Annotated in this window: 25 protein-coding genes; 15 read left to right on the plus strand and 10 right to left on the minus strand. The window is 42.9% G+C overall.

All coding sequences use genetic code 11. The features are described 5' to 3' along the window. The first annotated feature begins 91 nt into the window (after positions 1–91). The 7 genes from rny to HRU80_08455 all read left to right on the plus strand — a co-directional run bounded on the left by rny (position 92) and on the right by HRU80_08455 (position 8,172). Positions 92–1,717 carry a ribonuclease Y gene (gene rny / locus HRU80_08425; protein ID QOJ28905.1) on the plus strand — a complete coding sequence of 542 codons (1,626 nt, stop codon included), beginning with the start codon at positions 92–94 and terminating at the stop codon, positions 1,715–1,717. Continuing rightward, positions 1,714–2,316, plus strand: a complete 603-nt coding sequence (locus HRU80_08430; protein ID QOJ28906.1) for a dephospho-CoA kinase — start codon at positions 1,714–1,716, stop codon at positions 2,314–2,316. The genes rny and HRU80_08430 overlap by 4 nt, the downstream gene beginning before the upstream one ends. Further along, on the plus strand, positions 2,306–3,130 hold the full coding sequence (locus HRU80_08435; protein QOJ28907.1) for a hypothetical protein: 825 nt from the start codon (positions 2,306–2,308) through the stop codon (positions 3,128–3,130). Before HRU80_08430 ends, HRU80_08435 begins: the two co-directional genes overlap by 11 nt. A 96-nt stretch (positions 3,131–3,226) precedes the next feature. After that, positions 3,227–4,084, plus strand: a complete 858-nt coding sequence (locus HRU80_08440; GenBank protein ID QOJ28908.1) for a proline dehydrogenase family protein — start codon at positions 3,227–3,229, stop codon at positions 4,082–4,084. Beyond that, positions 4,084–5,115: a tRNA (adenosine(37)-N6)-threonylcarbamoyltransferase complex transferase subunit TsaD gene (gene tsaD / locus HRU80_08445; GenBank protein ID QOJ28909.1), complete on the plus strand. Its 1,032-nt coding sequence runs from the start codon at positions 4,084–4,086 to the stop codon at positions 5,113–5,115. The genes HRU80_08440 and tsaD overlap by 1 nt, the downstream gene beginning before the upstream one ends. Position 5,116: 1 nt before the next feature. Further along, on the plus strand, positions 5,117–6,496 hold the full coding sequence (gene mltG, locus HRU80_08450) for an endolytic transglycosylase MltG (protein QOJ28910.1): 1,380 nt from the start codon (positions 5,117–5,119) through the stop codon (positions 6,494–6,496). After that, on the plus strand, positions 6,493–8,172 hold the full coding sequence (locus HRU80_08455) for an Ig-like domain-containing protein (GenBank protein ID QOJ28911.1): 1,680 nt from the start codon (positions 6,493–6,495) through the stop codon (positions 8,170–8,172). Before mltG ends, HRU80_08455 begins: the two co-directional genes overlap by 4 nt. 4 nt (positions 8,173–8,176) lie before the next feature. Here the strand turns inward: HRU80_08455 and HRU80_08460 are convergent, their stop codons facing one another. From HRU80_08460 to HRU80_08490, 7 genes are read right to left on the minus strand one after another with little or no spacing between them, the layout of a single operon-like run. Then, complete coding sequence (locus HRU80_08460) at positions 8,177–8,962, minus strand: DNA/RNA non-specific endonuclease (GenBank protein ID QOJ28912.1); 786 nt, start codon at positions 8,960–8,962, stop codon at positions 8,177–8,179. Continuing rightward, positions 8,959–9,906 (minus strand): hypothetical protein, encoded by a 948-nt coding sequence (locus tag HRU80_08465; protein ID QOJ28913.1) that lies wholly within the window; start codon positions 9,904–9,906, stop codon positions 8,959–8,961. The genes HRU80_08460 and HRU80_08465 overlap by 4 nt, the downstream gene beginning before the upstream one ends. Beyond that, entirely contained in the window at positions 9,872–11,095 is a 1,224-nt protein-coding gene (locus HRU80_08470) for a DUF1343 domain-containing protein (GenBank protein QOJ28914.1), read from the minus strand. Before HRU80_08470 ends, HRU80_08465 begins: the two co-directional genes overlap by 35 nt. Further along, the gene (locus tag HRU80_08475; protein QOJ28915.1) at positions 11,092–11,709 is read right to left on the minus strand and encodes a cyclodeaminase/cyclohydrolase family protein; all 618 of its coding nucleotides are present in this window, start codon (positions 11,707–11,709) and stop codon (positions 11,092–11,094) included. The genes HRU80_08470 and HRU80_08475 overlap by 4 nt, the downstream gene beginning before the upstream one ends. Continuing rightward, positions 11,710–12,732 carry a glutamate formimidoyltransferase gene (gene ftcD / locus HRU80_08480; GenBank protein ID QOJ28916.1) on the minus strand — a complete coding sequence of 341 codons (1,023 nt, stop codon included), beginning with the start codon at positions 12,730–12,732 and terminating at the stop codon, positions 11,710–11,712. A gap of 5 nt (positions 12,733–12,737) precedes the next feature. Further along, entirely contained in the window at positions 12,738–13,985 is a 1,248-nt protein-coding gene (locus HRU80_08485) for an imidazolonepropionase (GenBank protein ID QOJ28917.1), read from the minus strand. Then, positions 13,982–14,554, minus strand: coding sequence for a hypothetical protein (locus tag HRU80_08490; GenBank protein ID QOJ28918.1), 573 nt, complete (start codon positions 14,552–14,554; stop codon positions 13,982–13,984). Before HRU80_08490 ends, HRU80_08485 begins: the two co-directional genes overlap by 4 nt. A gap of 251 nt (positions 14,555–14,805) precedes the next feature. On the opposite strand from HRU80_08490, the gene glgA reads away from it, so the two are divergent. From glgA to HRU80_08530, 8 genes are all read left to right on the plus strand, one after another. Continuing rightward, positions 14,806–16,302, plus strand: a complete 1,497-nt coding sequence (glgA, locus tag HRU80_08495) for a glycogen synthase GlgA (protein ID QOJ28919.1) — start codon at positions 14,806–14,808, stop codon at positions 16,300–16,302. Beyond that, positions 16,299–16,880 (plus strand): HAD family hydrolase, encoded by a 582-nt coding sequence (locus HRU80_08500; GenBank protein QOJ28920.1) that lies wholly within the window; start codon positions 16,299–16,301, stop codon positions 16,878–16,880. Before glgA ends, HRU80_08500 begins: the two co-directional genes overlap by 4 nt. Beyond that, the gene (locus HRU80_08505; protein ID QOJ28921.1) at positions 16,864–18,039 is read left to right on the plus strand and encodes a hypothetical protein; all 1,176 of its coding nucleotides are present in this window, start codon (positions 16,864–16,866) and stop codon (positions 18,037–18,039) included. The genes HRU80_08500 and HRU80_08505 overlap by 17 nt, the downstream gene beginning before the upstream one ends. Further along, the gene (locus tag HRU80_08510) at positions 18,039–19,286 is read left to right on the plus strand and encodes a hypothetical protein (protein QOJ28922.1); all 1,248 of its coding nucleotides are present in this window, start codon (positions 18,039–18,041) and stop codon (positions 19,284–19,286) included. The genes HRU80_08505 and HRU80_08510 overlap by 1 nt, the downstream gene beginning before the upstream one ends. A 5-nt stretch (positions 19,287–19,291) precedes the next feature. After that, positions 19,292–20,554: a tetratricopeptide repeat protein gene (locus HRU80_08515; GenBank protein ID QOJ28923.1), complete on the plus strand. Its 1,263-nt coding sequence runs from the start codon at positions 19,292–19,294 to the stop codon at positions 20,552–20,554. Between the two features lie 15 nt (positions 20,555–20,569). Beyond that, positions 20,570–21,868 carry a serine hydroxymethyltransferase gene (locus tag HRU80_08520; GenBank protein ID QOJ28924.1) on the plus strand — a complete coding sequence of 433 codons (1,299 nt, stop codon included), beginning with the start codon at positions 20,570–20,572 and terminating at the stop codon, positions 21,866–21,868. 58 nt (positions 21,869–21,926) lie between these two features. Beyond that, positions 21,927–22,628 carry a twin-arginine translocase subunit TatC gene (gene tatC, locus HRU80_08525; protein ID QOJ30495.1) on the plus strand — a complete coding sequence of 234 codons (702 nt, stop codon included), beginning with the start codon at positions 21,927–21,929 and terminating at the stop codon, positions 22,626–22,628. Between the two features lie 77 nt (positions 22,629–22,705). Next, on the plus strand, positions 22,706–23,605 hold the full coding sequence (locus tag HRU80_08530) for a polyprenyl synthetase family protein (GenBank protein ID QOJ30496.1): 900 nt from the start codon (positions 22,706–22,708) through the stop codon (positions 23,603–23,605). Here the strand turns inward: HRU80_08530 and HRU80_08535 are convergent. From HRU80_08535 to HRU80_08545, 3 genes are read right to left on the minus strand one after another with little or no spacing between them, the layout of a single operon-like run. Continuing rightward, positions 23,602–24,081: a universal stress protein gene (locus tag HRU80_08535; protein QOJ30497.1), complete on the minus strand. Its 480-nt coding sequence runs from the start codon at positions 24,079–24,081 to the stop codon at positions 23,602–23,604. The genes HRU80_08530 and HRU80_08535 overlap by 4 nt on opposite strands. Next, positions 24,062–24,625, minus strand: a complete 564-nt coding sequence (locus tag HRU80_08540) for a cyclic nucleotide-binding domain-containing protein (GenBank protein QOJ28925.1) — start codon at positions 24,623–24,625, stop codon at positions 24,062–24,064. Before HRU80_08540 ends, HRU80_08535 begins: the two co-directional genes overlap by 20 nt. 8 nt (positions 24,626–24,633) lie before the next feature. Continuing rightward, complete coding sequence (locus tag HRU80_08545) at positions 24,634–25,386, minus strand: 1-(5-phosphoribosyl)-5-[(5-phosphoribosylamino)methylideneamino] imidazole-4-carboxamide isomerase (GenBank protein ID QOJ28926.1); 753 nt, start codon at positions 25,384–25,386, stop codon at positions 24,634–24,636. Positions 25,387–25,697 lie beyond the last annotated feature (311 nt).

The following is a 25,697-nucleotide window of genomic DNA, read 5'->3' on the forward strand; positions in this document are numbered from 1 at the left end:
GGCAACTTCCCTCACTATCTGACCACGGGTTCTTTCCCTGTTAGAATAGTGGCCGGCGCGGCGACTTATTTTCGGAACTACCGGAGGATGTATGGAATTGCTTGATTTGACATATATACTGCTTCTGCTGGTGCTGGCTTTCTGGCTCGGCTGGAAGCTGAACTCCCGCTTAGGTAAGAGGAGCGTTGCCGCAGGTGAACTGCGCGCTGCCGAAATTATTGATTCGGCAAAGCGCGAGAGTGAAAAAATGGTCACCGACGCAAAAAAAGAGTATGATAAAATTCTCACCGACGCAGAAAAAGAATCCCAGAATCTTAAACGCGAAAAACTCCTTGAGGTAAAAGATGAGTGGTATAAAAAGAAGGTTGAATACGATTCAGAAGTAAATCAAAAGCGTCAGAAATTACAAAACCTTGAAAAACAGGTTCAGCAGAGGGAAGAAACAATTGACAGAAAACTTGACACAGTTTCTGCAAAAGAGAGGGAAAACAAAGAGGCGGAAAAAAATCTGCTCGAACTCAAAAAAAATCTTGACCTGAGAGCAAAAGAACTCGACAGGATTGAGAAAGAACAGAATGAAAAACTTGAAAAAATCTCAGGTCTCACCGCTGAAGAAGCAAAAGCAATTCTCATAGAAAACATGACCCAGGAAGCAAAAGGGGAAGTAAATAAAGCAGTCAAAGGAATCTATGAAAAAGCAAAACTTGAAGCCAAAAAAGAATCTCAGAAAGTAATTATCCAGGCAATTCAGCGCACAGCCGCAGAAGTTTCTGTTGAAACTACCGTATCGGTAATTCAGATTCATAATGATGAACTGAAAGGAAGGATTATCGGTAAGGAGGGAAGAAATATCCGTGCTTTTGAAGCTGCCACCGGAGTGGATGTTATTGTTGATGATACACCCGAAGCAGTTATCCTCTCATCTTACGATCAGTTCCGCCGTGAAGTAGCCCGCCTCTCTTTGGAACGCCTGATGGCAGACGGCAGAATTCATCCGGCAAGAATAGAAGAAGTAGTCGCAAAAGTTGAACATGACCTTGAAGAAGAAATGTTTAAGGAAGGGGAGACTGTTGTTCTGCAGCTCGGTATTCATGGTGTTCATAATGAGCTTATTAAACTGATTGGCAGGATGAAATACCGCTCAAGCTACGGCCAGAATCTCCTTCAGCACAGTGTTGAAGTTGCATATCTGACCGGCATCATGGCTGCTGAAATAGGACTTGATGCCAATATGGCAAAACGTGCCGGCCTGTTGCATGATATAGGCAAAACAATGGACCGGATCATGGAAGGTCCTCATGCACTGATTGGTATGGAGATTACAAAGAAATTCCGTGAGCATCCGATTATCGTGAATGCGGTGGGCAGCCATCACGAAGATATTGAAATGGAACACCCGATTGCACCTCTTGTCCAGGCTGCCGATGCAATTTCAGGCGCAAGGCCCGGTGCAAGGAGAGAGCCGATTGAAGGTTATGTAAAGCGTCTTGAAACACTCGAGGCGATTGCCCGCTCATTTGAGGGAGTCGCAAAAACCTATGCAATTCAGGCGGGGCGTGAAGTCCGTGTTGTGGTTGAGCACGATAAAGTTGATGATATTGTTGCCGATAAACTTGCCTATGATATCGCCCGCAAGATTGAAGATGAAATGCAGTTTCCCGGGCAGATTAAGGTAACCGTCATAAGAGAAGTGCGTAAAGTACACTTCGCAAAATGAGCAGGCCGGCAAAAATCGCAGTTACCGGGGGTATCGGTTCCGGCAAAACGCTTTTTTGCAGATATCTTTCTGAACTTGGTGAAACAGTGCTGTTTGCTGATACCATTGCAAAGAGAATTATGGCGGAAGATTCAGTTGTCCGCCAAAAGATTGAAACACTTCTTGGCGAAGAATCCTACCTCAACGGAAAACCGAATAATCCATATATAGCCGCAAAAGTATTTTCTGATCCTGAACTCCTTGCCGGTCTGAATGCAATCGTGCATCCGGCAGTAGGGGCAGAATCCCGGATTCTTATGGACCGGATACTTCAGGAAAAACCGCGTGTATTTTACGAAGCTGCACTCATCTTTGAAGCCAATCTGCAAAAACTGTTTGACAAAGTGGTACTCATTACCGCGCCTGATCATCTGCGCATCAGCAGGGCAATGGAGCGTGATAATATATCCCGCGAAAAAGTTGAGGAGAGGATGAGAAATCAGATGAACGAAATTACAAAATCAAAACTCGCGGATCTGGTAATCGTAAATGATTCTGACGAACATTCACTCCGCCGGAAAGCCGTTAATTTACTCAATGAACTTAGCGATGAGCAGTAAAATACCTGTTATTTCAATACAGGGGGAGCCGGAATCTTACAGTTACAAGACTGTTGTAAAAAGATTCGGACAGTCTTTCGTTATCCGTTACCGGAAAACATTCCAGGATGCGTTTAATGACGTTCAAAACGGGGATGCTGATTTCGCCCTCCTGCCGTTTATCAATTTCATAACAGGAGAAATTCCTGAAAACTACTCCCTGCTCTCTGAGTTTCAGTTTCCAGTACACGAGGCAATCACTACAAAACTCGACCATGCACTTCTTGGGAAGCCGGGACTGGACCTGAAAGCCGTTAAGAATATATATTCTCACCAGCAGGCACTGGCGCAGTGTACGGATTTTTTGCAGCAGGAGGAGTTTGCCTCCGTTAAAATTAAAGAGGTGCATGATACTGCGGGGGCGAAACTCTACGTGGAAAAAAGCCCCGGAGATTCGGCAATTATTGCTTCCAAATCTTCCGCAAAAGCACTGGGACTAAGTGTCTTGGCCTACCCGATTCAGAATGATAAACGGAATAAAACCACGTTTTTTCTGATTTCTGCAAAACAGAGGAAGCCATCCGAAGAGGATTATCTGGCTGTGTTGGGCACGCCTTCCGGAACTGAGGAAGATGCCCAGATGATTTTTAATGTCAGGGATACATCCGTTTCTGTACTCAGAATCTTTACCGAAAAACTGCCCCGCAAAGCTGCCAAAACATGGTTCCTGATAAAGTTTAAGGGGGACCTAACCCAGAAAAAAGAGATGTACAGTCTGCTCAGGCGTGAAAAGCTTTTCAGCTATATGAGCGGACTCTTTGGCGGCTCTCTCTGATTTTGGTTAATCGGCCCGGCAGTAATAATTTTGAAAAGCTAATTTGGAGTTATTGTGAGCTTATTTAATAATCTAATTGTATCAGCAGTTAAACTGATGCCTAAACCGGTAGTTAGATTTTTTTCAAACCGCTATATTGCCGGAGACCTCCTGAGCGATGCGGTCCGGCTGACCAGAGACCTGAACACCAAAGGAATTTATACAACCATTGATGTTCTTGGCGAAGCTATTACTACAAAAGAAGAGGCGATAATCGCCCACCGGCAATGCCTGGAAGTTCTGGATGCCATTCATAATGAAAAGCTGATGTCAAATCTTTCCATTAAACCTACCCAGATGGCTCTGCAGATAGATTTTGATTTTTGCGTCAGCCAGGTTCGTGAGTTGTGCGCAAAAGCAAAAGAGTATGGCACATTCGTCCGCCTTGATATGGAAGATGCAACAACTACTGATGATATCCTTCGCCTGCACAGAATTCTCAGGGGTGAATTTGATAATGTAGGTGTGGTTTTGCAGTCGTATTTAAGGAGAACCGTATCAGATATTGAAGAAAATAAAGACATTGCTCTGAACTACCGTCTTTGCAAAGGTATTTATATAGAGCCGGCAGAGATAGCCTTTAAAGAGAGAAAAGAAGTACAGGATAATTACCTCCTTTCTCTCAGAAAAATGTTTGATGCTGGTGCGTATGTCGGAATTGCCACCCATGATAACATTCTGATTGAAGGCTCAAAGAAAATTATAAAAGAAATGAATATTGATTCCTCCCGCTATGAGTTCCAGATGCTCCTGGGAGTAAAAGAAGACCTGCGTGATCAGCTTAATACTCAGGGCTTTAAGGTCCGGATTTATGTCCCGTTCGGCAAGGACTGGTATAAATATTCTATCAGACGCTTGAAGGAGAATCCGCAGGTTGCAGGCCACATTTTCAAAAATATCTTCTCCCTGAATTAATGGTCATTCTTGGAATTGAAACTTCCTGCGATGAAACATCAGCAGCGGTGATTGCTGACGGCAGGGTAACAGCTAATCTGATATATACACAGCAGATGCATGCCACCTACGGCGGTGTTATACCGGAACTTTCGAGCCGGGCACATCTTCTTAAAATTGCACCTTTGGTAAGAACTTCACTCAGCAAAGCAGGAATTGAACTTAAAGATGTGCATGTTGTTGCAGCAACTGCCGGTCCCGGGCTCATTGGCTCGCTGATTGTTGGTTACACTTTTGCACAGGGGCTTGCGCTTAGTCTGGGTAAGCCATTTATTCCGGTAAATCATATTGAAGGGCACATCTATTCCGGTTTTCTCATGAATCCGGCGCCGGAATTTCCGGCACTGATTCTTGTGGTTTCAGGCGGTCATACATTGCTCCTTAATGTGAGGAGTCATACATCGTACCAGATATTAGGAACTACGGCGGATGATGCAGCAGGAGAGGCATTTGATAAAGTTGCCAAACTAATGAATCTTGGATATCCGGGGGGACCTGCTATTCAGAAGTCAGCGGAAAAAGCTGTCAGAAAAAATATCTCTTTCCCTATTGCTGATGTAAAAGGCGATTATAATTTTTCCTACAGCGGTCTTAAAACAAGTGTTTTGCGATATATACAGAAGAACTTTCCTGACGGAGTTATTGCTCCTGAAGAACAATCGGAAATAGCCTATGGTTTTCAGGAATCCGCAGTTGGCGCCTTAATTGCAAAAACAGAACTTGCTCTCAGACAAGGAAGTTACCGGTCAATATCAGTTGCCGGAGGAGTTGCAGCAAATGGCCGTCTGAGAGACCGCCTTGCAGATCTCTCGGCAAAATACCAGGTGCCATTAGTGGTTCCAGCTTTCGAATTCTGTACCGATAACGGCGCAATGATTGCTGCCCGTGCAAAAGCACTGATTGAATCCGGCATACCGGATTATGGCATTCAGGAACCATTCCCTTCATTCAAATCAGTATTTGCTGATGCTCCTTTAGTAAAAAGGAGTTAGATTGGCAGGGAAAAATAGTTTTGGTGAAATGCCTCCTGAAGACCGGGAGAAAATTCTGGATGCCCTGAGAAATGAAGTTGATGATATTGATAAGGAGCTTGTTGAACTTCTGAGAAAACGGACCATACGCAGTATTCTGATTGGCAGAATTAAAAGATCACTTAATCAGCCGACCTACTCACCTGAGAGGGAAAAAGACATCAATAAGAAGATCAGTAACTACCTGAAAGAACCGCTCAGACTCGATGCACTCTGGCGGATATACGAAAGAATTCTTGATCAGTCCCGGGCAGTACAGCGCGAGGAAGCGGAAAAAGGAGAGATATATGATGTGCCGGTTCCTAAACTTTCCCGCGAAAAGAAAAAACTGCTCCCTGAAAAGGACTGGCGGGTAATCGGAGTTGTATTTGCAGTAATCTTTTTGCTTCTGGTATATCTGTTTTTCGGATCGAATACTCCTGCAAAAGAACTCCCCGTTAAAATTGAAATTAAACCGGGGCAGACTGCAGATCAGGTTGTCCGAGTGCTTGATGATGCAGGCCTGGTACCCACCCCATCCTTAATGAAACTTGCACTGCTCATCAGCGGGAATACAACAAATATAGTATCAGCACGTTACACCATTACTGAACCAATGAGTTATATGGGGTTGTCCTCCTTTTTAGCATCCGGAAAAGGGGATCATATCACACGGGTTGATCTTTATGACGGTATATCCAATAACGGGATTGCTTCAGTACTTGACGGAGAAAAGATCGCTGATAAGGATGCTCTTCTTTCGGCTATGAATAATCCTGCTGACGCAAAGCAGAGAACCGGAAAATTTGAAAGTATGCGCGGGTTTCTTTTGCCGGGTTCATACTATTTTTACAGGAACAGCTCTATTGAAGAGATAATTGACTCGCTCAATACTAACTGGCAGAATGCAATTACCGATGAAATGAAGAGAAGCGCTGAACAGATGGGGCGCACCATTCAGGATTTAACTGTTCTGGCATCAATCATTGAGGGAGAAACCAATTATAAACCGGAAATGAAAAGAATCTCCGGAGTATATCATAACCGGCTCCGGATCAGAATGCCTCTGCAGGCAGATCCAACCATACAATTTATTGCACCGCCCGGAACTACCCGCATTACAGGAAAAGAACTGCGAATTAAATCTCCTTACAATACCTATCTCAATGCCGGACTTCCCCCGGGGCCGATTAATAACCCTGGCAGAGCTGCGTTAGAGGCGGCGTTCTTCCCTGAAAATCACGGATATCTTTATTTTGTTGTGGACCCAGAATCTGGCAGGCATGTTTTCACCAGGACCTATGCCGAACATCGTAAAGAAGCAAAAAAATACCATCTGTGGATTAAGGCAAGGCAGAAATGAAATTTTACTCATATTTCACTCTTCTCCTGATTTCAGTTTTCCTTGCCGGATGCGCAAATCAGCTCCCTCCGGGCGGTGGCCCTGTTGACACAGTTCCTCCGGAGATTATTGAAGTATATCCGGAGAATGGCACTATCGGTTTTTCTGGCGATTTTTTTGAACTGACCTTCTCCGAGTATGTTGACAAACGTTCCCTCAAGGATGCAATCTTTATCTCACCCGGAATGCAGGGAGAACTGGAACTTGACTGGAGCGGTAAAAGTGTCCGTGTTTATTTCCCTGAAAAACTGATTGACAGTATTACCTATACTATAAGTATCGGTACCGATGTGATAGATTATAATAACCGCAACAGAATGGCTCAGTCTTTCATATTTGCGTTTTCGACCGGTGATAAGATTGATAATTTTACTGCAGGGGGCAGAATATATGCTGATAAACCCTCCGGAACTCTTCTCTTTGCCTATCGTAATGCTGATGATACGCTGAATCCGGCCTTAGCAAAACCGGATTATATATCACAGGCCGGCACTAAAGGGGAATTCCTTTTCACCGGTCTTGCTTCGGGAAGATACCGGATATTCGCGGTGAATGAAGATATTAAAGATAAAATATATGATCCTGAAAAAGATAAAATAGGCGTGCCCCATACAGAACCTGTTCTTTCAGATAAAGATACCGGATACACCGGACTTAATATGATACTTTTTACGGAAGACAGAACTTCGCCAAAACTGCTGTCTGCCAGCATGCTTGACAGAAATCACGTACTTCTGAGTTTTTCCGAAGAACTTGATGCTGCCGGTTTATCAACTTCGCAGTTCAGAATTATAGATTCTGCTGATCAAAATATAATTCTCCCTTACTACATCTTTAAGGGACGAAGCAAAAATAAAGAGCTTTTTCTGGCAATCCGCGATTCGGTTAGTTTGACGGGAAATAACTTTGTGATAGCTGAGGGGCTTGAGGATGCTGATCGAAACCGTACTGAATCAGATGCTGTAAGTCTGACCGTCTCCGACAGACCGGACACGATTAAACCTTCTTTCACCAGCGTGGATCCGGCGTACAATTCAAAAAATGTTGATTATCTTGGTGCAGAATTTACCTTCTCACTGGATGATGGTATATCACTTAAAGAACTGGAAGGCAATCTCGTACTTCAGGATACCTTAAAGAATGTGATACCATCTGAAATTCAAAGGATTGACGATGCATCGTTCCGTGTGCTTCCGAAAACTTCCCTCAAGGCAGGGACGGATTATCTTATTTCCTTCAATCTGAAGTTTTTGAAGGATGCAGCGGGCAATTTTTCTGATTCAATTTATGTATATAAGTTTAAAACTCTTTCTGAACTTGACTTTACTGGGCTGAGCGGGACTACTCAGGGAGTGCGCCTACAGAACAATCCAAAACTTATTCTGGAGAGCACTGAGCGCAAAAAGCTGAGATACATTACACCGGTTGAGGAAAACGGGACGTTTGATTTTAAGAGAGTACTGCCGGGGAAATATAACCTGATGCTTCTTTACGACAGAAATGATGATGGTGAAATTACGCACGGAACGGTCACACCATATATTTCGTCTGAAGAATTCCTTTACCACCCGGAGGAAATTAATCTGATACCACGATGGGCTGTTCTGGATTTTATCTTTAACGCGGAATCTGATTAGCTGATTATCTTCCGAAATTCTTGTTGACTTTTGACTCAAGAACTGACTCCAGTGAATCGGGGAGCTGATAGAATAAATCGAGTCCGGTTTTACTTTCAATCTCGTCTATACTTACGGCATGGTCTGTATATTTTTTTGCGGTAGTATTCTGCGGAATAATGAATGCTAAAGACCGGTAACTGCCGTCCCAGTAAACCAGCACCGATTTAAAGAAATATTCCGGAACCGAGACCCGGCTTTTGCCAATACGCTTCATACCTTCAGTAAATACGGGACCTGTGACGATATGAACTGACTTATACTTCTTTGCCCATCTTCGTATATCCTCCTCAAGCTTTCTCCATATACCGTTATTAAACTCCTGTGTCTGAGGAGAGATATTACTGAAATAAAACGATTCCTCCATTGCCTCAGGAGACCAGGCCATATCTGCTGCAGGTGCAAGATGCCCTCTGCTGTAGCCTGATTTGCGGTAATCGTCATTTTGCGCAGAACGGGATTCAATATTCGGGTCAGGAATGAATCTATCACTTCTTTTTACCTTCTTTACCAGTTCAGCATCAGTAAGTTCATAAGCTACCCAGTCAGCCTGTTCATGGTTATCATTGTAGGAGAGGGAAAACCCTGTATAATGATAGATATCATCACCAGTTCTTTCAGCCGGCAGATACAGTGAGTTTGTTTCTGAGGGTTTTTGTTTTTCACCTCCCGCTGAGAATAACTGCGGAACATAGTTATACAATGCCAGAGCTAAAATTGCCGGCAATACAAGGAAGAGTATTTTTTTCAAGGTTTTCTGAAATATTTTATGATAAGTCCCGGCCGGAGTACGGTTTTATCTCCCTGAACTGCGGCATAAAGAAGTTTGCTGTTTCTTATTTCAAGAATTCTTAACTCACCGATTCGTTTTTCGGCTATTCCAATAAGTTCACCTGTATTCTGATCGTAAAGTGAATCAGTTTCTTCGTAAACAAAAAGACGCTCTCCCGGTTTTAGGCCCTTTGTAATGATATTCACAAAAGCATCGCCTGTGGATGCGTCATAGGTAAGCAGTGTGCCGGTCAGCGTGGGAACTGATTCAGATTCATCATCGCTTTCACTGTAGGATAGTTTAATTTCTCTTTTGTAATGTTTATAAAACTGATTAAAAGCATCCGCCATTCCTTCACCAACGATGGAACGCATAAACTTTTCAGAGCCAAAATCTATCTGGCTCAGACCAAAAAAATCCTTTCTATCGCTGCTCGTTCTTCCAAAAAGATTAAGGCCTACCACATTTCTTGAAAGTTCTGTTTCAACCTCAGTCTGTTCTGAAACCCTGCCCAGATTAAGATCCGCAAAGATTACCCTCATTTTAACGGTAAACGAATAATACTCATAACCTGCCAGAGTTGGTTCTGCTACATTATACCGTTTAAGGTCAAACTGATCTATATATCCTATAACTATAACATCGCAGCCCGGGAGCAGAGCTTTCCAATCTTCCGTGTCATACTGATTGATTTTCTTTTTTGTATTGCTCTGCAGGAGTGCATCAAGTTCATCAAATGGTACAATTTCATTTTTCTCCTCTTTCGCGAGCATGGCACCAAAATGAACCGGGATATCCTTGCGGATATCCCAGACCTCTTCAAAACCCGAAAGATTTTCAAAAGGGAGTATTCCCACTTTCTGTGCTGAAAGCGGTATCAGTAAAAAACTAATTATAAAGAAAGTATTTCTGAGCAGTTTCACGGAATGATTTTTCCTGAGAGGAGAAATAACTTTTTACTTCACCATAATTATAATTCTTTTTGAAGATTTCAGCAATTTTATCTGAGCCAAGAACCTTGTTAAGCATGGTGATTCTTGATTTATCCGCGAGTGAGAAAACATCAATTTCAGGATGATATTTTTTCAGAACGGTCAGAAAGTTGAATTGTATGCTCATCAGATTAACAGAGCGGTAATCCACGAAGTGTATCTGAACGCCATTCAGCTTTTTTCCGGTATATTTTCCATAATATGGTTTGTAATACATAGGACGGAAAATAACCTTACCTTCATACATCAGAGTAAGGTCTTCTGCAATTTTATCAGCTTTTATCCCTTCATAACCCATTAACTGGAAGGGGAGAGTATATCCGACGCCTTCTGAGACAATACCGAGTTCGCCAAGAATTCCGGTCGCTGTATAATACTTCGCGTGATGCTCCGTGGGAATGTGTGGTGAAGTCGGCACCCAGCGCAGCCCTGTTTCATTAAAATCCATACTTCTTTTCCACCCCTTCATTTTAATTACGGAAAGCTTGCACTGTCTGCCTTCTTTGAGCATCTTTTCACCATTAAGAAGCATTGCGAGTTCACCAACCGTAAGACCGTGTACATAAGGTATCGGGAATTGTGAAACAAATGAAACAAAACCGGGTTCAACCAGGCTTCCTTCAATCTTTTCACCGCCAAGCGGGTTTGGTCTGTCAAGCACAATAAATTCAATGCCCTGTTCCGCCGCGGCTTCCATTGCAAGTCCCATGGTACTGATATACGTATAGGATCTTGAACCGATATCCTGTATATCAAAAACCAGCACATCAATACCGGCAAGCATTTCTGGTGTTGGTTTTCTTGTTTTTCCATAGAGAGAATAGACGGTGAGCCCGGTTTTTTCATCCGTATAGGTATCTACATGATCACCGGCTGAATAATCACCTCTTACACCGTGTTCAGGACCGTAAAGGGCCGCGAGGGTAAATGATGGCTGATTATGCATCAGGTCAATATTCTGAACAAGATTGTAACTGACTCCGGTTGCATTTGTTATCAGTCCGACCTTTTTTCCGCTCAGCTCTTTGAAATTATTTTCAACCAGAACATCAAGTCCCGTTTTTACCTGAGCAGGCAGAGAAGCTGCAAGCAACAAAAAAACAATCAGGAGATTTTTCATAGCGATTCAACTATCCTTTGATGTGAGAGTTTAAGCTGAGAAAGTGTTTCTTCAGCAATCTTTTTAGTGTCTTGCAGGAGTGCCGCGGCTTCCTCGGAATCTTTCACGGACGAGCAGTTAATCATAACATTATATAAAGCACCGCTGATACATGGTTCCAGATATTGCAGCGCAACGCCAGTGTCACTCAAAGAATTCCGGTTTCCTTTTTCTATCAGCATGGAAAGAACGGGAACCGCGAGTGCGGCAGTTTTAACAACCTCAGCAGGAACCTCAGCGGCTTTAATGGTTGCTTTCTGAACTGCTGCTTTGCGCACAGCAGTTTCTTCCGGAGTGGATTTAGGGAGCTTAAAAGCAAGCATCACTTCGTCAAATGCTGCATTATCTGCTTCGGAGAGGGCAAGAAATCTTTCTCTTATCTCACCAAGTTTTTCAAGCGCGCCGCGGAGGTCGTTTTCAAATTCAGCATATTTGGGTTTTCCAATCGTTAGATTGATCACCATCATTCCGAGTGAAGAGGAGACTGCTCCGGCAACGGCACTGGCATTTCCGCCGCCTGGTGTCGGGGTACCCGCTGAGAGTGCTTCAAGATATGCAATTGTATGATTTTTCATTTATTTCTCCACCATATATTCAATAATTTTTTCTTCTGGTTTAAATGGGGCAAGTGCGCTCAGACCGAGTTTTTCAACTGCTATTGTTGCTAATTCTGAATCGGAAAGTTGCTGATTACCGGCAAAATACCTTCCTGATTCAAGCAGTGCAGCCAAAGGCACTAATCCGACAATTTCGGAACCCATGGTTTCAACACCGCGTAATGCTGCTTCTTTTTTCACTTCCTCAAACACCTGATGCATATTTGATAGAGTGTAATTGGTCAGATTGATTGAGACCTGAGTAATGCCGTACTTTTCAAGGGTTACTCCCATTGCTTTTACAGCCTTGAATCTTCCTGGTTCTTTGACCGTTTTGCCGTCCACTTTAACTGGATTTCCGTTTTCATCCCGCTTTACTCTGCCGGACTCACGGATGATTTCAGATATATCTTTTGATACACTCAGATCCGTGGTTTTCAGATTTACATTATAAGCGATTAGAAAGAACCTCGTGCCTGTTACTGTTGCACCCAGTTTTGGGTTAAATACTGCCTCGCCAAAATCAGGTTTCCATTCAGGGTCTTTCAGTTTGGCTTCCAGTCCTTCATATTCACCCTTGCGTATATCTGAAAGATTTTTCCGCTGTGGTGTTCTTGCAGCACCTTCGTAAAGATATACCGGCAGATTAAGTTCCCTGGAAATCTGTTCGCCAAAGCGCTCAGCCAAAGCTGCACATTCCTCTATGGTCGCATTTTTAACCGGAATAAAAGGGACAACATCCGCTGCTCCGAGCCGGGGATGTTCTCCTTTATGTGTTCTCATATCAATGTGTTCAGCACCGGCTCTTACGGTTTCGAGGGCACCATTGAGGACTGCTTCCGGCTCACCGGCAAATGTGATTACCACTCTGTTGTAGTCTGCATCCGGTTCAAAACTCAGAAGATTTACTCCGGAAACAGAGGATATACGGTTTTTTATTTTTTCTAACTTTTCCTTATCTCTGCCTTCGCTGAGATTGGGGACACATTCAATGATTTTCATAGAGTTCAGGTTTTTTGATGGATAATTTCACCTTTTTTAACAGTCATCAGAACGGGGTTTTTACCGGTCTGATAAACAATCTGATTCAGATTCTCATAGTCAATTACCGCGAAATCTGCTTTTTTGCCCGGTGAGAGTGACCCTGTTGTGCTTTCACGACCGCAGGCATACGAGGCATTTATGGTATATGCATTGATGATTTCATTAACGGTCATTTTCATTCTGACCGCCGCAAGGCTCATAATCAGATATATATTGTCAATATGCGATGAGCCGGGATTATAATCCGTTGCAAGTGCCACAATTGCATCAGCATCGATAAGGCTTTGGGCCGGTGCATAATTGTAATTCAGAAAATAGGAGACACCGGGAAGCAGCACTGCGGCAGTGGGGGAGTCCTTAAAGAGTTTTGACTGTTCTTCAGAGATAACTTCAAGATGATCAACGCTTCTGCATCCCATTCTCAGACCAAGCTCCAATCCGCCGATAGAATGAAACTGATCAGTATGCAGGCGGAGAGATAAACCTTTTTGGCGAGCAGTTTCAAATATCCTCTCAATTTCTTCCGGCTGAAATGCTGATCTTTCCAGGAATCCGTCACAAAAACAGGCAAGATCCTCCTCAGCAACAGCAGGAATCATCTCATTACAAACCAGGTCCGTATATATATTCCGTTTATTCTGAAACTCCGGTGGTATGGTATGAGCGCCCAGAAATGTCGGTACAATATCAATAGGAAGCAGTTTCGAGGCACGTTTTATTGTTCTGAGCATTTTTAGCTCGTCGGCTGTGCTTAATCCATATCCGCTTTTTATTTCCAGAGTTGTTACCCCCTGTTCAATGAACGTCTGAATTCGGGGAAGAAGCAAAGCAAGTAATTCTTCCTCCGAAGAATTACGGACCAGTTTCATAGTGGAAATTATACCTCCGCCCCGCGAAGCAATTTCTTCATAAGTCGCACCCCGAAGTTTCATAAGAAACTCATCAGACCTGTCACCAGCGAAAACAGAATGAGTATGACACTCCGCCAGCCCGGGGATTACCGATTTTCCATTGAGTGATACAATTTCCCATTCCGGATCAGGTACAATATCATTTTCAGCCAACAGGCCGGTGATTATTCCGTCCTCTGAGAGGATTGCATGGCCGGTAAGTGAAGGGAGATGGTTGAGGTCCCGGCCGCGTATATACTCAGTCCCCGCGGGATAGGTTCCGTAAATAACTGAAATATCCCGGAAAAGCACCGTGCTCAATATTTTTTCCTGATGCGTATCTTTCCGGGGACGGGAAGACAGTTCTTAAAATCTTTTTCGTTAAGCTTAATAACAGCTTCAGCAGCGGTTGAAAAGTCAGGATAACCGCCATAGAATACCTGATAATTTTCACCCGTAAGTTCCACAGAGATTTCGTTTATCCCTGTTTTTTCAAAAAGCAGTGTTGCAACAGAATCAGCAGCCTGCTCAGATTCGGATAAAAATACCTGCAGAGTAAATCCGTCTGTTTCAGAGATACTGCTCTCCTCAATGGGGTCGCCGGAAAAGCGATACCAGTACAGTCCCGTTTTCGTTACAGATTGAACTTTTTCCGGGATTTTTACAAATGTTTCGCCGTAACCTGAAAAGACTTCTTCATAGTTAATACTCATCAGAGAAGGCTTTACAACATTCTGCTGATCACGGGTTTTCTCAGCCTCCTGAATGGTGTTCTGATCCCTGTCATCCTGAGAATATCTGTCCCCGGTAGGTACTGCGGTACAACCTGTAAGACTAAAAAGAATGCTTAGCCCTATAGCAATCGATGCGTGTTGAATTTCTTTTTTCATATATTCAAAATTTAATCATTTCCGCCCACTTTTTCAGGTAATTCCTTACTCAGGGAGGTATAAAAAGCCGGATACAAGGATTGATTAACGAGGGCTTAAAGCCGTTACTTGAGAATGGGGATGATGAGGAATGTCCCGAATGGATTTAAGGCAAACCTTCAAAATAAAAACGAAATAGACAAAATCAAGGGGTTTTCTTTAAAAATTGGCGAAATTTTGTTATTTTTGCAGGATTACAATATTGGATTACAATGGCCGTCCCAAAAAAGCTTAAAATTCTTTTCGTGACATCGGAATTGTTCCCATTTGTTAAGACTGGCGGCTTGGCAGATGTATCAAATTCTCTCCCTCAGGTTCTCCATGAACTGGGTCATGAAGTCCGGATTATGGTTCCAAAATATGGTGCTATTGACAGCCGGAAGTTTAAGATTCATGACGTTGTCCGTCTGAAAGATCTGACAATACCTATTGGTGATAAAGAGGTGACTTTTTCCATAAAATCCTCCTTTTTGCCTTCTCCGAGAGTACGGGTTCAGATTTACTTCCTTGAAAATAATGAGTATTTTGGAAACAGAAAGAGCCTTTATACTGATCCGATTACTGGTGATGATTACCCTGATAACGATGAGCGGTTCATCCTTCTCAACAGGGCAGTTTTTGAGCTTATTCTCAAACTTGGCTGGGTTCCTGATATCATCCATATTAACGACTGGCAGTGCGGGCTTATTCCGGCATATTTTAAGACTATTTATGCTAATGAACCGCAGTTTCAAACGTTCAATATCCTGTTTACTATCCATAATCTTTCTTATCAGGGTATTTTCCCAAAAAGTACTTTTAAGAAGACCGGGCTCCCGGACGAACTTAATTCAAATGACGGAGTCTTACAGGATGGTAAATTCAGTTTTATGAAAAGCGGTCTGATGTTTGCCCATTACATCAACACGGTATCAGAGAGTTATGCTCAGGAGATATCCTCAGTAAAGGAAATTTCCGGGTCACTCCTTCCGCTCCTTGAAAAACGGAAATCTGATATTTTTGGTCTCATAAACGGTATTGATTACTCGGTCTGGAATCCTGAAAAAGATCCATTTCTTTCGCACCACTACTCCGCAAAGGAACTGGAAGGGAAGATGGAAAACAAGAGGGAACTTGTTGAAAGATTTTCTCTGAAGTTTGATCCCACAGTCCCTGTTATCGGAATAATTTCACGCCTGTATGATTTCAAAGGGATAGATCTTGTTCTTGAAGCCTTCCCTGAAATCATGAAAAAGAATGTTCAGGTCGTGCTCCTGGGTACTGGTGAAAAGAAATACCAGACCGCCTTTGAAAATCTGAGTGATAAATATGCTGATAAATTCGCCTGTTATATCGGTTTCAACGATGAACTGGCCCACCTCATTGAGGCGGGAGCAGATATGTATCTGATGCCGTCGAAATTTGAACCCTGCGGACTGAATCAGATGTACTCCCTCGTATATGGGACAGTACCGGTTGTAAGAAAGACCGGGGGACTGGCTGATACAGTTGTCCGTTTTGATGAAACAACCGAAGAGGGTACCGGTTTTGTATTTGAGAATTATAATGCAAAAGAGCTCATGAAAGAACTTGACCGTGCTCTTTCTGTCTATGAAAATAAAAAGGTCTGGAATAAGATTATTAAAAACGGAATGAAAGTTGACTTTAGCTGGCAGGCCTCAGCTAAGCGTTATGTTGATCTCTATAAAACGATTCTCAGCGGTAAATGAACCGTGCCCTCTTCCTTGACCGCGACGGCACGATAAATATTGACTATGGCTATATTAACGATCCGGGAATGGTAGAACTGGTTCCCGGGTGTGCAGAGGGGTTAAAATTCCTTCAGGAAAAGTACGGCTTCCTCCTGTTGGTCATATCTAACCAGTCCGGAATCGCCCGCGGCTATCTGACTCCGGAGGATCTGGAGGCAGTCAATTTCAGGGTGAGAACTCTTCTCGAGGAGCAAGGGGTACGAATTAGTCATTTTTACCATTGTCCGCATCATCCGGAATACGGCGATAAACAGGATTGTGGCTGCAGAAAACCGGCTCCGGGCATGATTATCAAAGGCATCAAAGACTACCAGATTAATCCCGCTGCTTCTTATGTCATAGGAGATAAATTAACCGATGCGGAGGCAGGTTATAATGCCGGTATTACTTCAATTCTTTTTTCACACAGTGATTTTTCTGAGCCAGAATCATTTTCTGGGTTGCAAAACCATCACCTTTTCCCCAATTTTGTAGCTTATAATTTTTCGGAGGTTTGTGATTTTATTTCCAAGGACAGTAATGAAAAGGGGTTTTAGGACTCTGCTTTTTCTTTCCGCATTGCTCATAGTTTCGGGCTGCGGTGATGACCCTGCTTCAGTAGGTTCAGGATTAATCCCCGATAAAATTACTATTAAAAGTTACGACTCCGAGACCGATTCTGTCACTAAAAGTTCAGCTAATTTCAGAAGGGTAGTTTCTCTTAACAGCGCATCATACTTCCTCGCGGGAAGGGCAGATGGTATTACCGCAAGTTCACTGATCCGGTTCGATTTTTCCATCTTCCCCTATAAAGAAGATCTCCGCAAGGACAGTCTCATCATCCGATCAGCAAAGGTTCGTTTAACCCCGTTCTACTTTTATGGTGATACATCGGTACATGTCCCGCTTGAAGTTTATAAAGTATATAACAACTGGTCATCTGGCAGTCTGAATAATGACAATATACCTGACCTGATAGCTCCCCGCGTAAATCTCATAGAATCAGGGTCCCAGTTCTCATCCGATTCTGTATATACATTTAATCTTAAGACTCCGCTGGTAAAAGAGTGGCTGTATTCAGTTTCTGATACAACAGGATTCGTTAATAACGGCATTTTGATCACCGGCGCTCCCGGTGCAGACAGGATTGCCGGATTTCGATCATTTTCCACTGATGAAATGATTATTCCCTCGATTGAACTTATCCTTGAAAAGTCAGGGGCTTATGTTGATACGGTGATTTACTTCCTGCTGGAAGATATACACCTGATTGAGGGGGGGGCTCTGACACTGCCAGGAGACCGTCTCCTTGTAAGAAGCGGATTTACCGATTTTTCCAAACTCCATTTTGATCTGAGCAAATTGCCGGCAGCAGCAATTATTAACAAAGCTGTTCTCACACTTCATGTGGACACGGTTAATACAAAGACCGGCAATAATTTCGAAAATGTACTGTATGCATATTTTATGTCAGACAGTCTTGCGAACACTTATGAAAATATCACGTCCTCTCAGCTAATCCGGTCAGGGGCGACGTTTACCGGGGAAGTTACTTCAATTATTACCAGAATGCTGTTTCAGGAAAATAATCAGGGTATTGCATTAACTCCCGGCTCCATTACTGATGGTGTCGAGCGATTTGTACTTTATTCAACAACGCATCCAGACCCGGCACTGCGGCCAAGATTACAAATTTATTATTCGGTTGCGGAGTGATGATGAAAAATCTTATAAATTATACATTCCTGTCCATTATTCTGACTACCGCATCTGTTTTTTCACAGAATTATTCATTGTATTCCCGGTTTGGTTTAGGCTCAATAGAAGGCTCTCAAAGTATAAGAAGTGCCGGTTTGGGCGGATTTGGCACATCTGATCTGGTGCATGATTATGTTGCAACATCTAATCCTGCTTCATGGAGTGCACTCACCTCCACCCGCTTTCAGTTTGGCACGGTTTTGATAGGTAATTCTTCAGAAGATGCATCCTTAAGCAGCTATGCTGCTCAGGGGTACTTCAGCGGTTTCTCTTTCGCTTTTCCCGTAAGCGGTAAAAACGGAATAGGAGTATCGCTTGGATTATTGCCATATTCATCAGTGAATTATGATATGAAAGTCAGAGGACAAGACAGCCGGATAGGTTCGGATTATATACAGGAAGCAAAAGGAGAAGGGGGACTGGCAAAACTGTATATTGGAAGCTCATGGAAACCCGCAGGTGATTTCCGCATCGGAGCCGCGCTCAATTATTACTTCGGAAAAATGTCTTATCTCAATACCGTCAGCTTTACTGATGGTGCATCGTTAAAGACTGATTTTTCTAAATCATACAGAATGAAGGGAGTCGGGTTTGATGCGGGGGTTATCTCTCCGGAACTTTCCGGGATTCTTGGTGTAGAAGAAGTAATACCAGGAATTCGAGTTGGTTTTGCTATGAGTTACTTTAACAAATTTACCAGTGATTCGCTTTTTGCGGGGGGCAACAATATCGTGATTGATACACTGAGCTACGGAGCCGGCTCCGCTCAGATTCCGCTCAAGCTGTCATTTGGTGCTTCACTGCAGTTGAACAGGTTTATGCGGGTACACCTTGATATGATTACCCAGTCCTGGTCATCCTATGAGGTAAACGGGATGAAGGATCCGAATATGCAGGATATGATGCGTATCGGAAGCGGATTTGAATACCGGGTTAAGGACCGGGACAGAAATTTTGACAGCGAGATATACCGCGGAAGTATTTTCTATGAAAAAACACCTCTGGTTATCAACGGGCAGTCAATTACTGAAATTGGTGCATCGGCCGGCGTTTCATTCAGTCTCTCACCGGAAAGTTATTTCGATCTGAGTCTGCAGTATATTCGCAGAGGCACAACAGACAACGGGCTGGTTAAGGAAAATATTTTCAGACTCCACGCGGGTATGAGTCTTGGTGAGATTTGGTTTTTACAACAGGAAAGATGACTACTATGAAAAAAGTATTCGCAATCATTACATTCTTATTTTTAGCATTTGCTGCCCCTGTTCAGGCAGCAGGCATGCTTAATGCGGCAACAGCCAATGACAGTATACAACTGATTACTAAATACAGTTTATTCTCAGAATACCACAAAAACCGCGATTATGAAAGTGCTTATCCTTACGGGTGGGAAGTACTGAGAACTGATCCTAAAAGGTTTGCAAAGTGGATTTACTTTAAAATGGAAGATATCGTCTGGTTCTTCCGTGATTCATCAAACTTTGATGAGGTGAAGAAAAAGGCAGTTGAGGATACAACGCTCTATCTATATAATCTTGCACTCGAAAATTATCCGGAGCGCCAGTCGTACTTTCAGCTTAAGAAAGCGTTTATTGCTGAGGTTTGGCTGAACTGGCCTGCTGTTGAATCTGCAGTTGAGTATGAAAAGGCGATTGCTCTTGATTCAACCGTTGCAATGTATTACTACAACAGACTCGGACAGCTTTATAAGGCAATTGCAAAAGAGAATCCAGAAAAGAAAGAACAGGCTATTGATTTCTTTACATTCCTGAGTGAAAAAGAGCCGAATAATCCTCAGTGGAATACTGAACTTGAAGGATTGGTTGAGAGTATTGATGAACTTATCGAACTTGCGAAAAAGGCATGGGATCAGGATCCTGAAAACCTTACCAAGGGTTGGAAATATACATCACTCTGCCTTAAGGCCGGAAAACAGGAATTAGCGGTTGCCGCATTAGAAACCATGGTTAAGAAATCACCGGCAACCATCAATTACTGGAATCAGCTTTCATCACTCTATTACAAACTCGACCGGCTTGATGCTGCAATTGATGCATATAAAAAACTGATTGAACTTGAACCTACTACCCGTGAGCATTACCTCAATCTTGGCATTGCGTTAAAAGACAAAGGTCAGCTTTCCGCTGCAAGAGTACAGTTCCAGAAAGCTTCAGAAATCGGAAATAACTGGGGACTGCCGATTTTCTATGAAGGACTCCTTTATGAAACTGCAGCAAGAAACTGCGGATTTGAATTCATGGATAAATGCGTCTATCAGCTTGCAGTTGAAACTTACAGAAGAGCATTTAATATGGATCCGACGACTACTCAGGCAAGAGAAAGAATTTCTGCGCTGCAGTCTTCAGTACCCCAGAAGGAAGATTACTTCTTCAGAAAACTCAAATCCGGTCAGAGAGTTGAAATTACCGGAAGCTGCTACGGCTGGATAGGCAGAAGCATTACTGTACCTTAAACAGGAATATATATTATGACCAGACATCTGAAAAATGATTCTGAAATATTTGAGGTTCTGAAACTGGAGACGGGTCGTCTTCAGACGAATCTCGAACTGATTGCTTCCGAGAACTTTGTAAGTCCGGCTGTTCTGGAGGCAGCCGGTTCCATCCTTACGAATAAATATGCTGAGGGTTACCCCGGAAAGCGTTATTACGGAGGATGTGAGTTCGTTGATATTGCGGAGGATATAGCACGCAACCGCCTCAAGAGTATCTATAATGCAGAATATGTAAACGTCCAGCCCCACAGCGGTTCACAGGCAAACATGGCTGTGTTTATGACCATTCTTAAGCCGGGGGATAGTTTCCTTGGCCTGAGTCTTGCACATGGCGGTCATCTCACTCACGGTTCACCGGTTAATTTTTCAGGACAGCTTTACAAACCAACTGGTTATACACTTCAAAAGGAAACCGGACTCCTTGATTATCAACAGATTGAACAGCTTGCTCATGAGGGAAAACCGAAACTGATTATTGCCGGAGGAAGTGCTTACTCACGTGACTGGGATTATAAACGTCTCCGCGAGATTGCTGACTCAGTCGGTGCATTTTTATTGTGCGATATGGCTCACCCTGCAGGTTTAATCGCCAAGGGGTTGCTTAACACTCCATTACCGCATTGTCATTTTGTAACTTCCACCACGCATAAAACACTACGCGGACCCCGCGGCGGTGTTATTCTGATGGGTAAAGATTTTGAGAATCCCTTCGGTATTAAAACACCAAAAGGGGACAGACTGAAAATGATGTCCGAACTTCTTGATTCTGCAGTCATGCCGGGTATTCAGGGAGGTCCTCTCATGCATATTATCATGGCTAAAGCAGTTGCATTTGGTGAAGTGCTGCAGGATTCGTTCGGAGTATATACAAAAAGGGTTGTAGCCAATTCACGAAGACTGGCTTCGGCATTATCCGGAATGGGATATTCCGTTGTTTCAGGCGGTACTGATAATCACCTGATGCTGATTGATCTCTCAAATAAAAACATTACCGGAAAACAGGCCGAAATTGCACTCGGTGAGGCCGGAATTACCGTAAATAAGAATATGGTACCATTTGACTCCCGTTCACCATTTGTAACCAGCGGAATCCGGATCGGAACACCCGCAGTTACCACACGCGGTATGAACGAGGCTGATATGGATGCAATTGCAGGATTTATTAATGATGCCGTTGAAGGTCATGCTGACAGCACAAAACTTTCTGCAATAAAATCCGCGGTAGCAGAATTCTGCAAATCATTTCCGCTATACGCTGACTATTTAGATTAACGTGGCGCCTTTAGATCAGCCGTTTCAGGATGAGGAGGATAACTCTGCCGATGCAGAGATGACCTTTATGGAGCACCTTGAAGAGCTCCGTAAACGTATTATATATATATTATACGGCACGGTGGCAGGTGCGGTTGTGGTGATCACCTTCGACAGTTATATCGTTGAAAATTTTCTGCTGTACCCCGCTGCCAGAGCAGGAATTGTGCTGCAGAATCTTGAGCCATTCGGGCAGGTATTCCTTTATTTCCAGGTATGGTTCATCGGCGGATTGATTGTAAGCATACCTAATGTGTTTTATCAGTTATGGCAGTTTATTTCTCCTGCACTGCGAAGCAATGAGAAGAAATATGTAACACTTGTCGTGACGGCTTCAACACTCTGCTTTCTTTCAGGAGTCTTTTTTGCCTACTCCCTGATGCTTCCTCTTACGCTTGATTTTGCGGTAAACTTTGGTTCTGATTCCATCAGAAATGATTTCGCGATTGACAGTTATATGTCAATTTTTTTCAGCGTACTTTTGGGAGCAGGGCTCATATTTGAACTGCCGGTTCTCTCTTTTATTCTTTCCCGTATTGGTATTCTGACACCCGAATTCATGAAAAAATTCCGGCGTCACTCTTTGGTTGCAATTATGATCATTGCAGCATTTCTTTCTCCCGGAACAGATCCGGTCGGACAGATTATGCTGGCGGTACCTTTATTTATTCTTTATGAAATCAGTATTATTGTCTCAAAAATGTCAGTGAAAAGATCTTGAAATCATTAAATCTTTCAGAAATCAGCAGACCCATTACTGCAGAACTGGATGCCTTTCAGGATCTGTTTAAAAAATCTATGAGGAGCAAAACTCCTCTTGTTGACCTGATTGCCCGTTATGTTCTGAAGCAGAAGGGAAAGAAGATCCGTCCGCTTCTGGTAATGCTTGCCGCAAAAACTCAGTCTGAAGTTAATGAAAGAAGCTATCGCGGAGCGATTTTGGTTGAACTGCTTCACACTGCTACTCTGGTTCATGATGATGTGGTGGATAACGCTGATCAGAGGCGAGGTTTTCCCTCCATTAATGCAGTCTGGAAGAATAAAGTTGCAGTTCTAATGGGTGATTATCTGCTCTCAAAAGGACTGATGATCTCTGTTGAGAATAAGGATTTTGATTTTCTTGAAGTAATGACGGATACCGTGCGCAGAATGTCAGAAGGGGAACTGCTTCAGATTCAGAAAACAAGAAAACTTGATATTGATGAAGAGACATATTATAAAGTAATCTCAGATAAAACCGCCTCCCTTCTTGAAACCTGCTGTGAAATAGGAGCGATGAGTGCCGGGGCCAGTCCCGAAGAGAGGATTTCCATGAAGAAATTCGGGGAGTATCTTGGCATATCATTTCAGATCCGGGATGATATTCTTGATTATGAGGGTACCTCAAAGGTATTCGGAAAGCCCATCGGCGGTGATATCAAAGAAAAGAAAATCACTCTTCCTCTTATATATGCTTTACGTTCCGTATCCAAGAGCCAGGCCTCGGACATAAGGAAACTCATCAAAAAAGAGGGGAAAAAAGATTCTGTCCGTCAGGTAATTGATTTTGTGCATGAACAAAAAGGGATAGAATATGCCGAAGCTCAGGCGGAAATTTTTGCAGGAAAAGCAAAAGACTGCCTGAAAATTTTTCAGGATACTCCGGCTAAAGAATCGCTTATTTCTTTAGTTGACTTCGTGGTACAGAGAAAAAATTAACCCTGCTTAACTTCTTTAAAGTTAAATCCTTTTTCCGGATTCCTCAGTGTCAGAACAGGACATGGTGCCTTTCTGATTACCTTTTCACTTGTCCCGCCAAACAGCAGATGCTCCATACCGGTTCTTCCATGTGAAGAAATAATGATAAGGTCTGCATCAGTTTCTTTGGCAAGATCCACTATTTCTAAGAATGGTTTCCCCGCACGCACAATCGTTGTTATCCTGACGTTATTCTGATACGGTTCAACCAGTTTTTCAAGTTCTGTTTTTGCTTTATCTGAAACTTCTGCTTCATAGGGGGGAAGTGGTATCTGACCCACGGTGAGATCAGGCGGATACATCATCGGTTCAAGGACGTAGGCGACTACCAATTCTGCTCCGAATACAAGGGCAAACTCAGTTGAATATTTCAGCGCTGCAATCGAGTAATCTGAAAAATCAACCGGAACGAGTATTTTATCTATTTTCATGCTGATTCTCCTTTAATGCGTTATACTCATCAATCAGAGAAACATATTCCTGATTAAGGTTCCTCAAACGTAAGACAATAATCTTTGAAATTCCACTCAATATTTTTACGCCTGTTTTAGGATACTTATGTATAAACTCATCCAGATCGGGCTTAAAAATAATGGAAAGCTTTGTTTCGGCTTTTGTTCTGGCTGATGCCGAGCGGGTGTCTCCGTCAATCATTGCCAGTTCCCCGAAAAAATCACCCTGCCCGAAAGAAGCAATAACCACTTTTTCGCCATTGTCAGAAAGGTACTCGATATCCACGCTGCCCTCCCTGATAATATATAGCGCAATGCCCGGATCACCCTGCATAAAAATGTATTCACCAGACTGATACTGCCGGTTGTGGATTATCTTGATTAATTCCTCCATCTGCCCCTTTTTGAAATCAGTAAAAGGGGGAACAAGACGGAGAATTTTATGAAGGTCTGAGGCTTGAGGCTGTTGCTTGAAAACGTTGGACCAGAATGAACTTTCAGCACGCTTAATGGTTTCTTTTTGTTTCATGATTTGCCTCAGCTAAAAATTTCCTTTTCTGCAACACGCCAGAGTTTTTGGCAGGGGAACCTGTTCTCATATAAAGCCCTCCCGACAATGACTGAATCTACACCGACAGGAATAAGGGATTGCAGATCCATCAGCTCATCTTTATTCCGAATACCGCCAGAGTGGGTTACTTTCAGGCCGGTTGTTTCGGCAACCTTTCGAGAAAGTTCAATATTGGGCCCTGAAAGCATACCGTTTCTCTTAACATCGGTTACAATCAATCTCTCGATTCCCGTAGTTTTGAGTTTGTAAGCCAGTTCAAGAGGGTGAATACCTGTTTTAACTTTTCTTCCTTTTATAACCAGTTCATTATCTACGACGTCGAGAGCAACCACGATCTTTTTGGGACCGTACTTATCAAGGATACGGCAGAATTCATCCCAGTCTTCAAATACCACCGTTGAAATTACTGCTCTGGAAACCCCAAAAGAGAAGATATTATCTGCATCCACCAGATTCCGGATACCTCCAGCAAATTCAACAGGAATTATTACCGAAGAACAGATTTCTTTGATTATGGCGTAGTTACGGTCAGAATGTGCCGAAAAACCGTCAAAATCAACCACGTGAAGCATTTTTGCGTTTTCAGCTCTCCAGATTCTGGCCATTTCCACAGGGTCGTTTCCATACTCGGAACAGTTGAGTTCAGGAATGCCCTGAACAACCCGGACAGTGGTTCCGTACTTTATATCAATTGAGGGAATAATCAGTAAAAAGGGCATAACCTCTTATCGGTAAAATCCAACACTTTGCCATATTTTTCTCCTGTCAGAGACCATCTGCCAGTCAAAATTAGCACTCTAAAATTCTTAATTATTCTCTGGAAAATAATCAAAAAAGGAACCATAGCCAGCCAAAATCATAGAAAACAGTATTCAGAACCGTAGATGAGAGTGAATAAAGCAGTTTAGAATTTTCCCTTCCGGATAAAAAATACCTTTCCGGCGCATAAATTCCACGGGATAAGTGATAAATTGGGGGGATTTATTCGAAAAAACGGCATAAATCAAACTTTATGGGCTGTTTTCTTGAC

Source organism: Ignavibacteriales bacterium, assembly GCA_015709675.1.
Classification (GTDB): Bacteria; Bacteroidota; Ignavibacteria; order Ignavibacteriales; family Ignavibacteriaceae; genus H2-BAC3.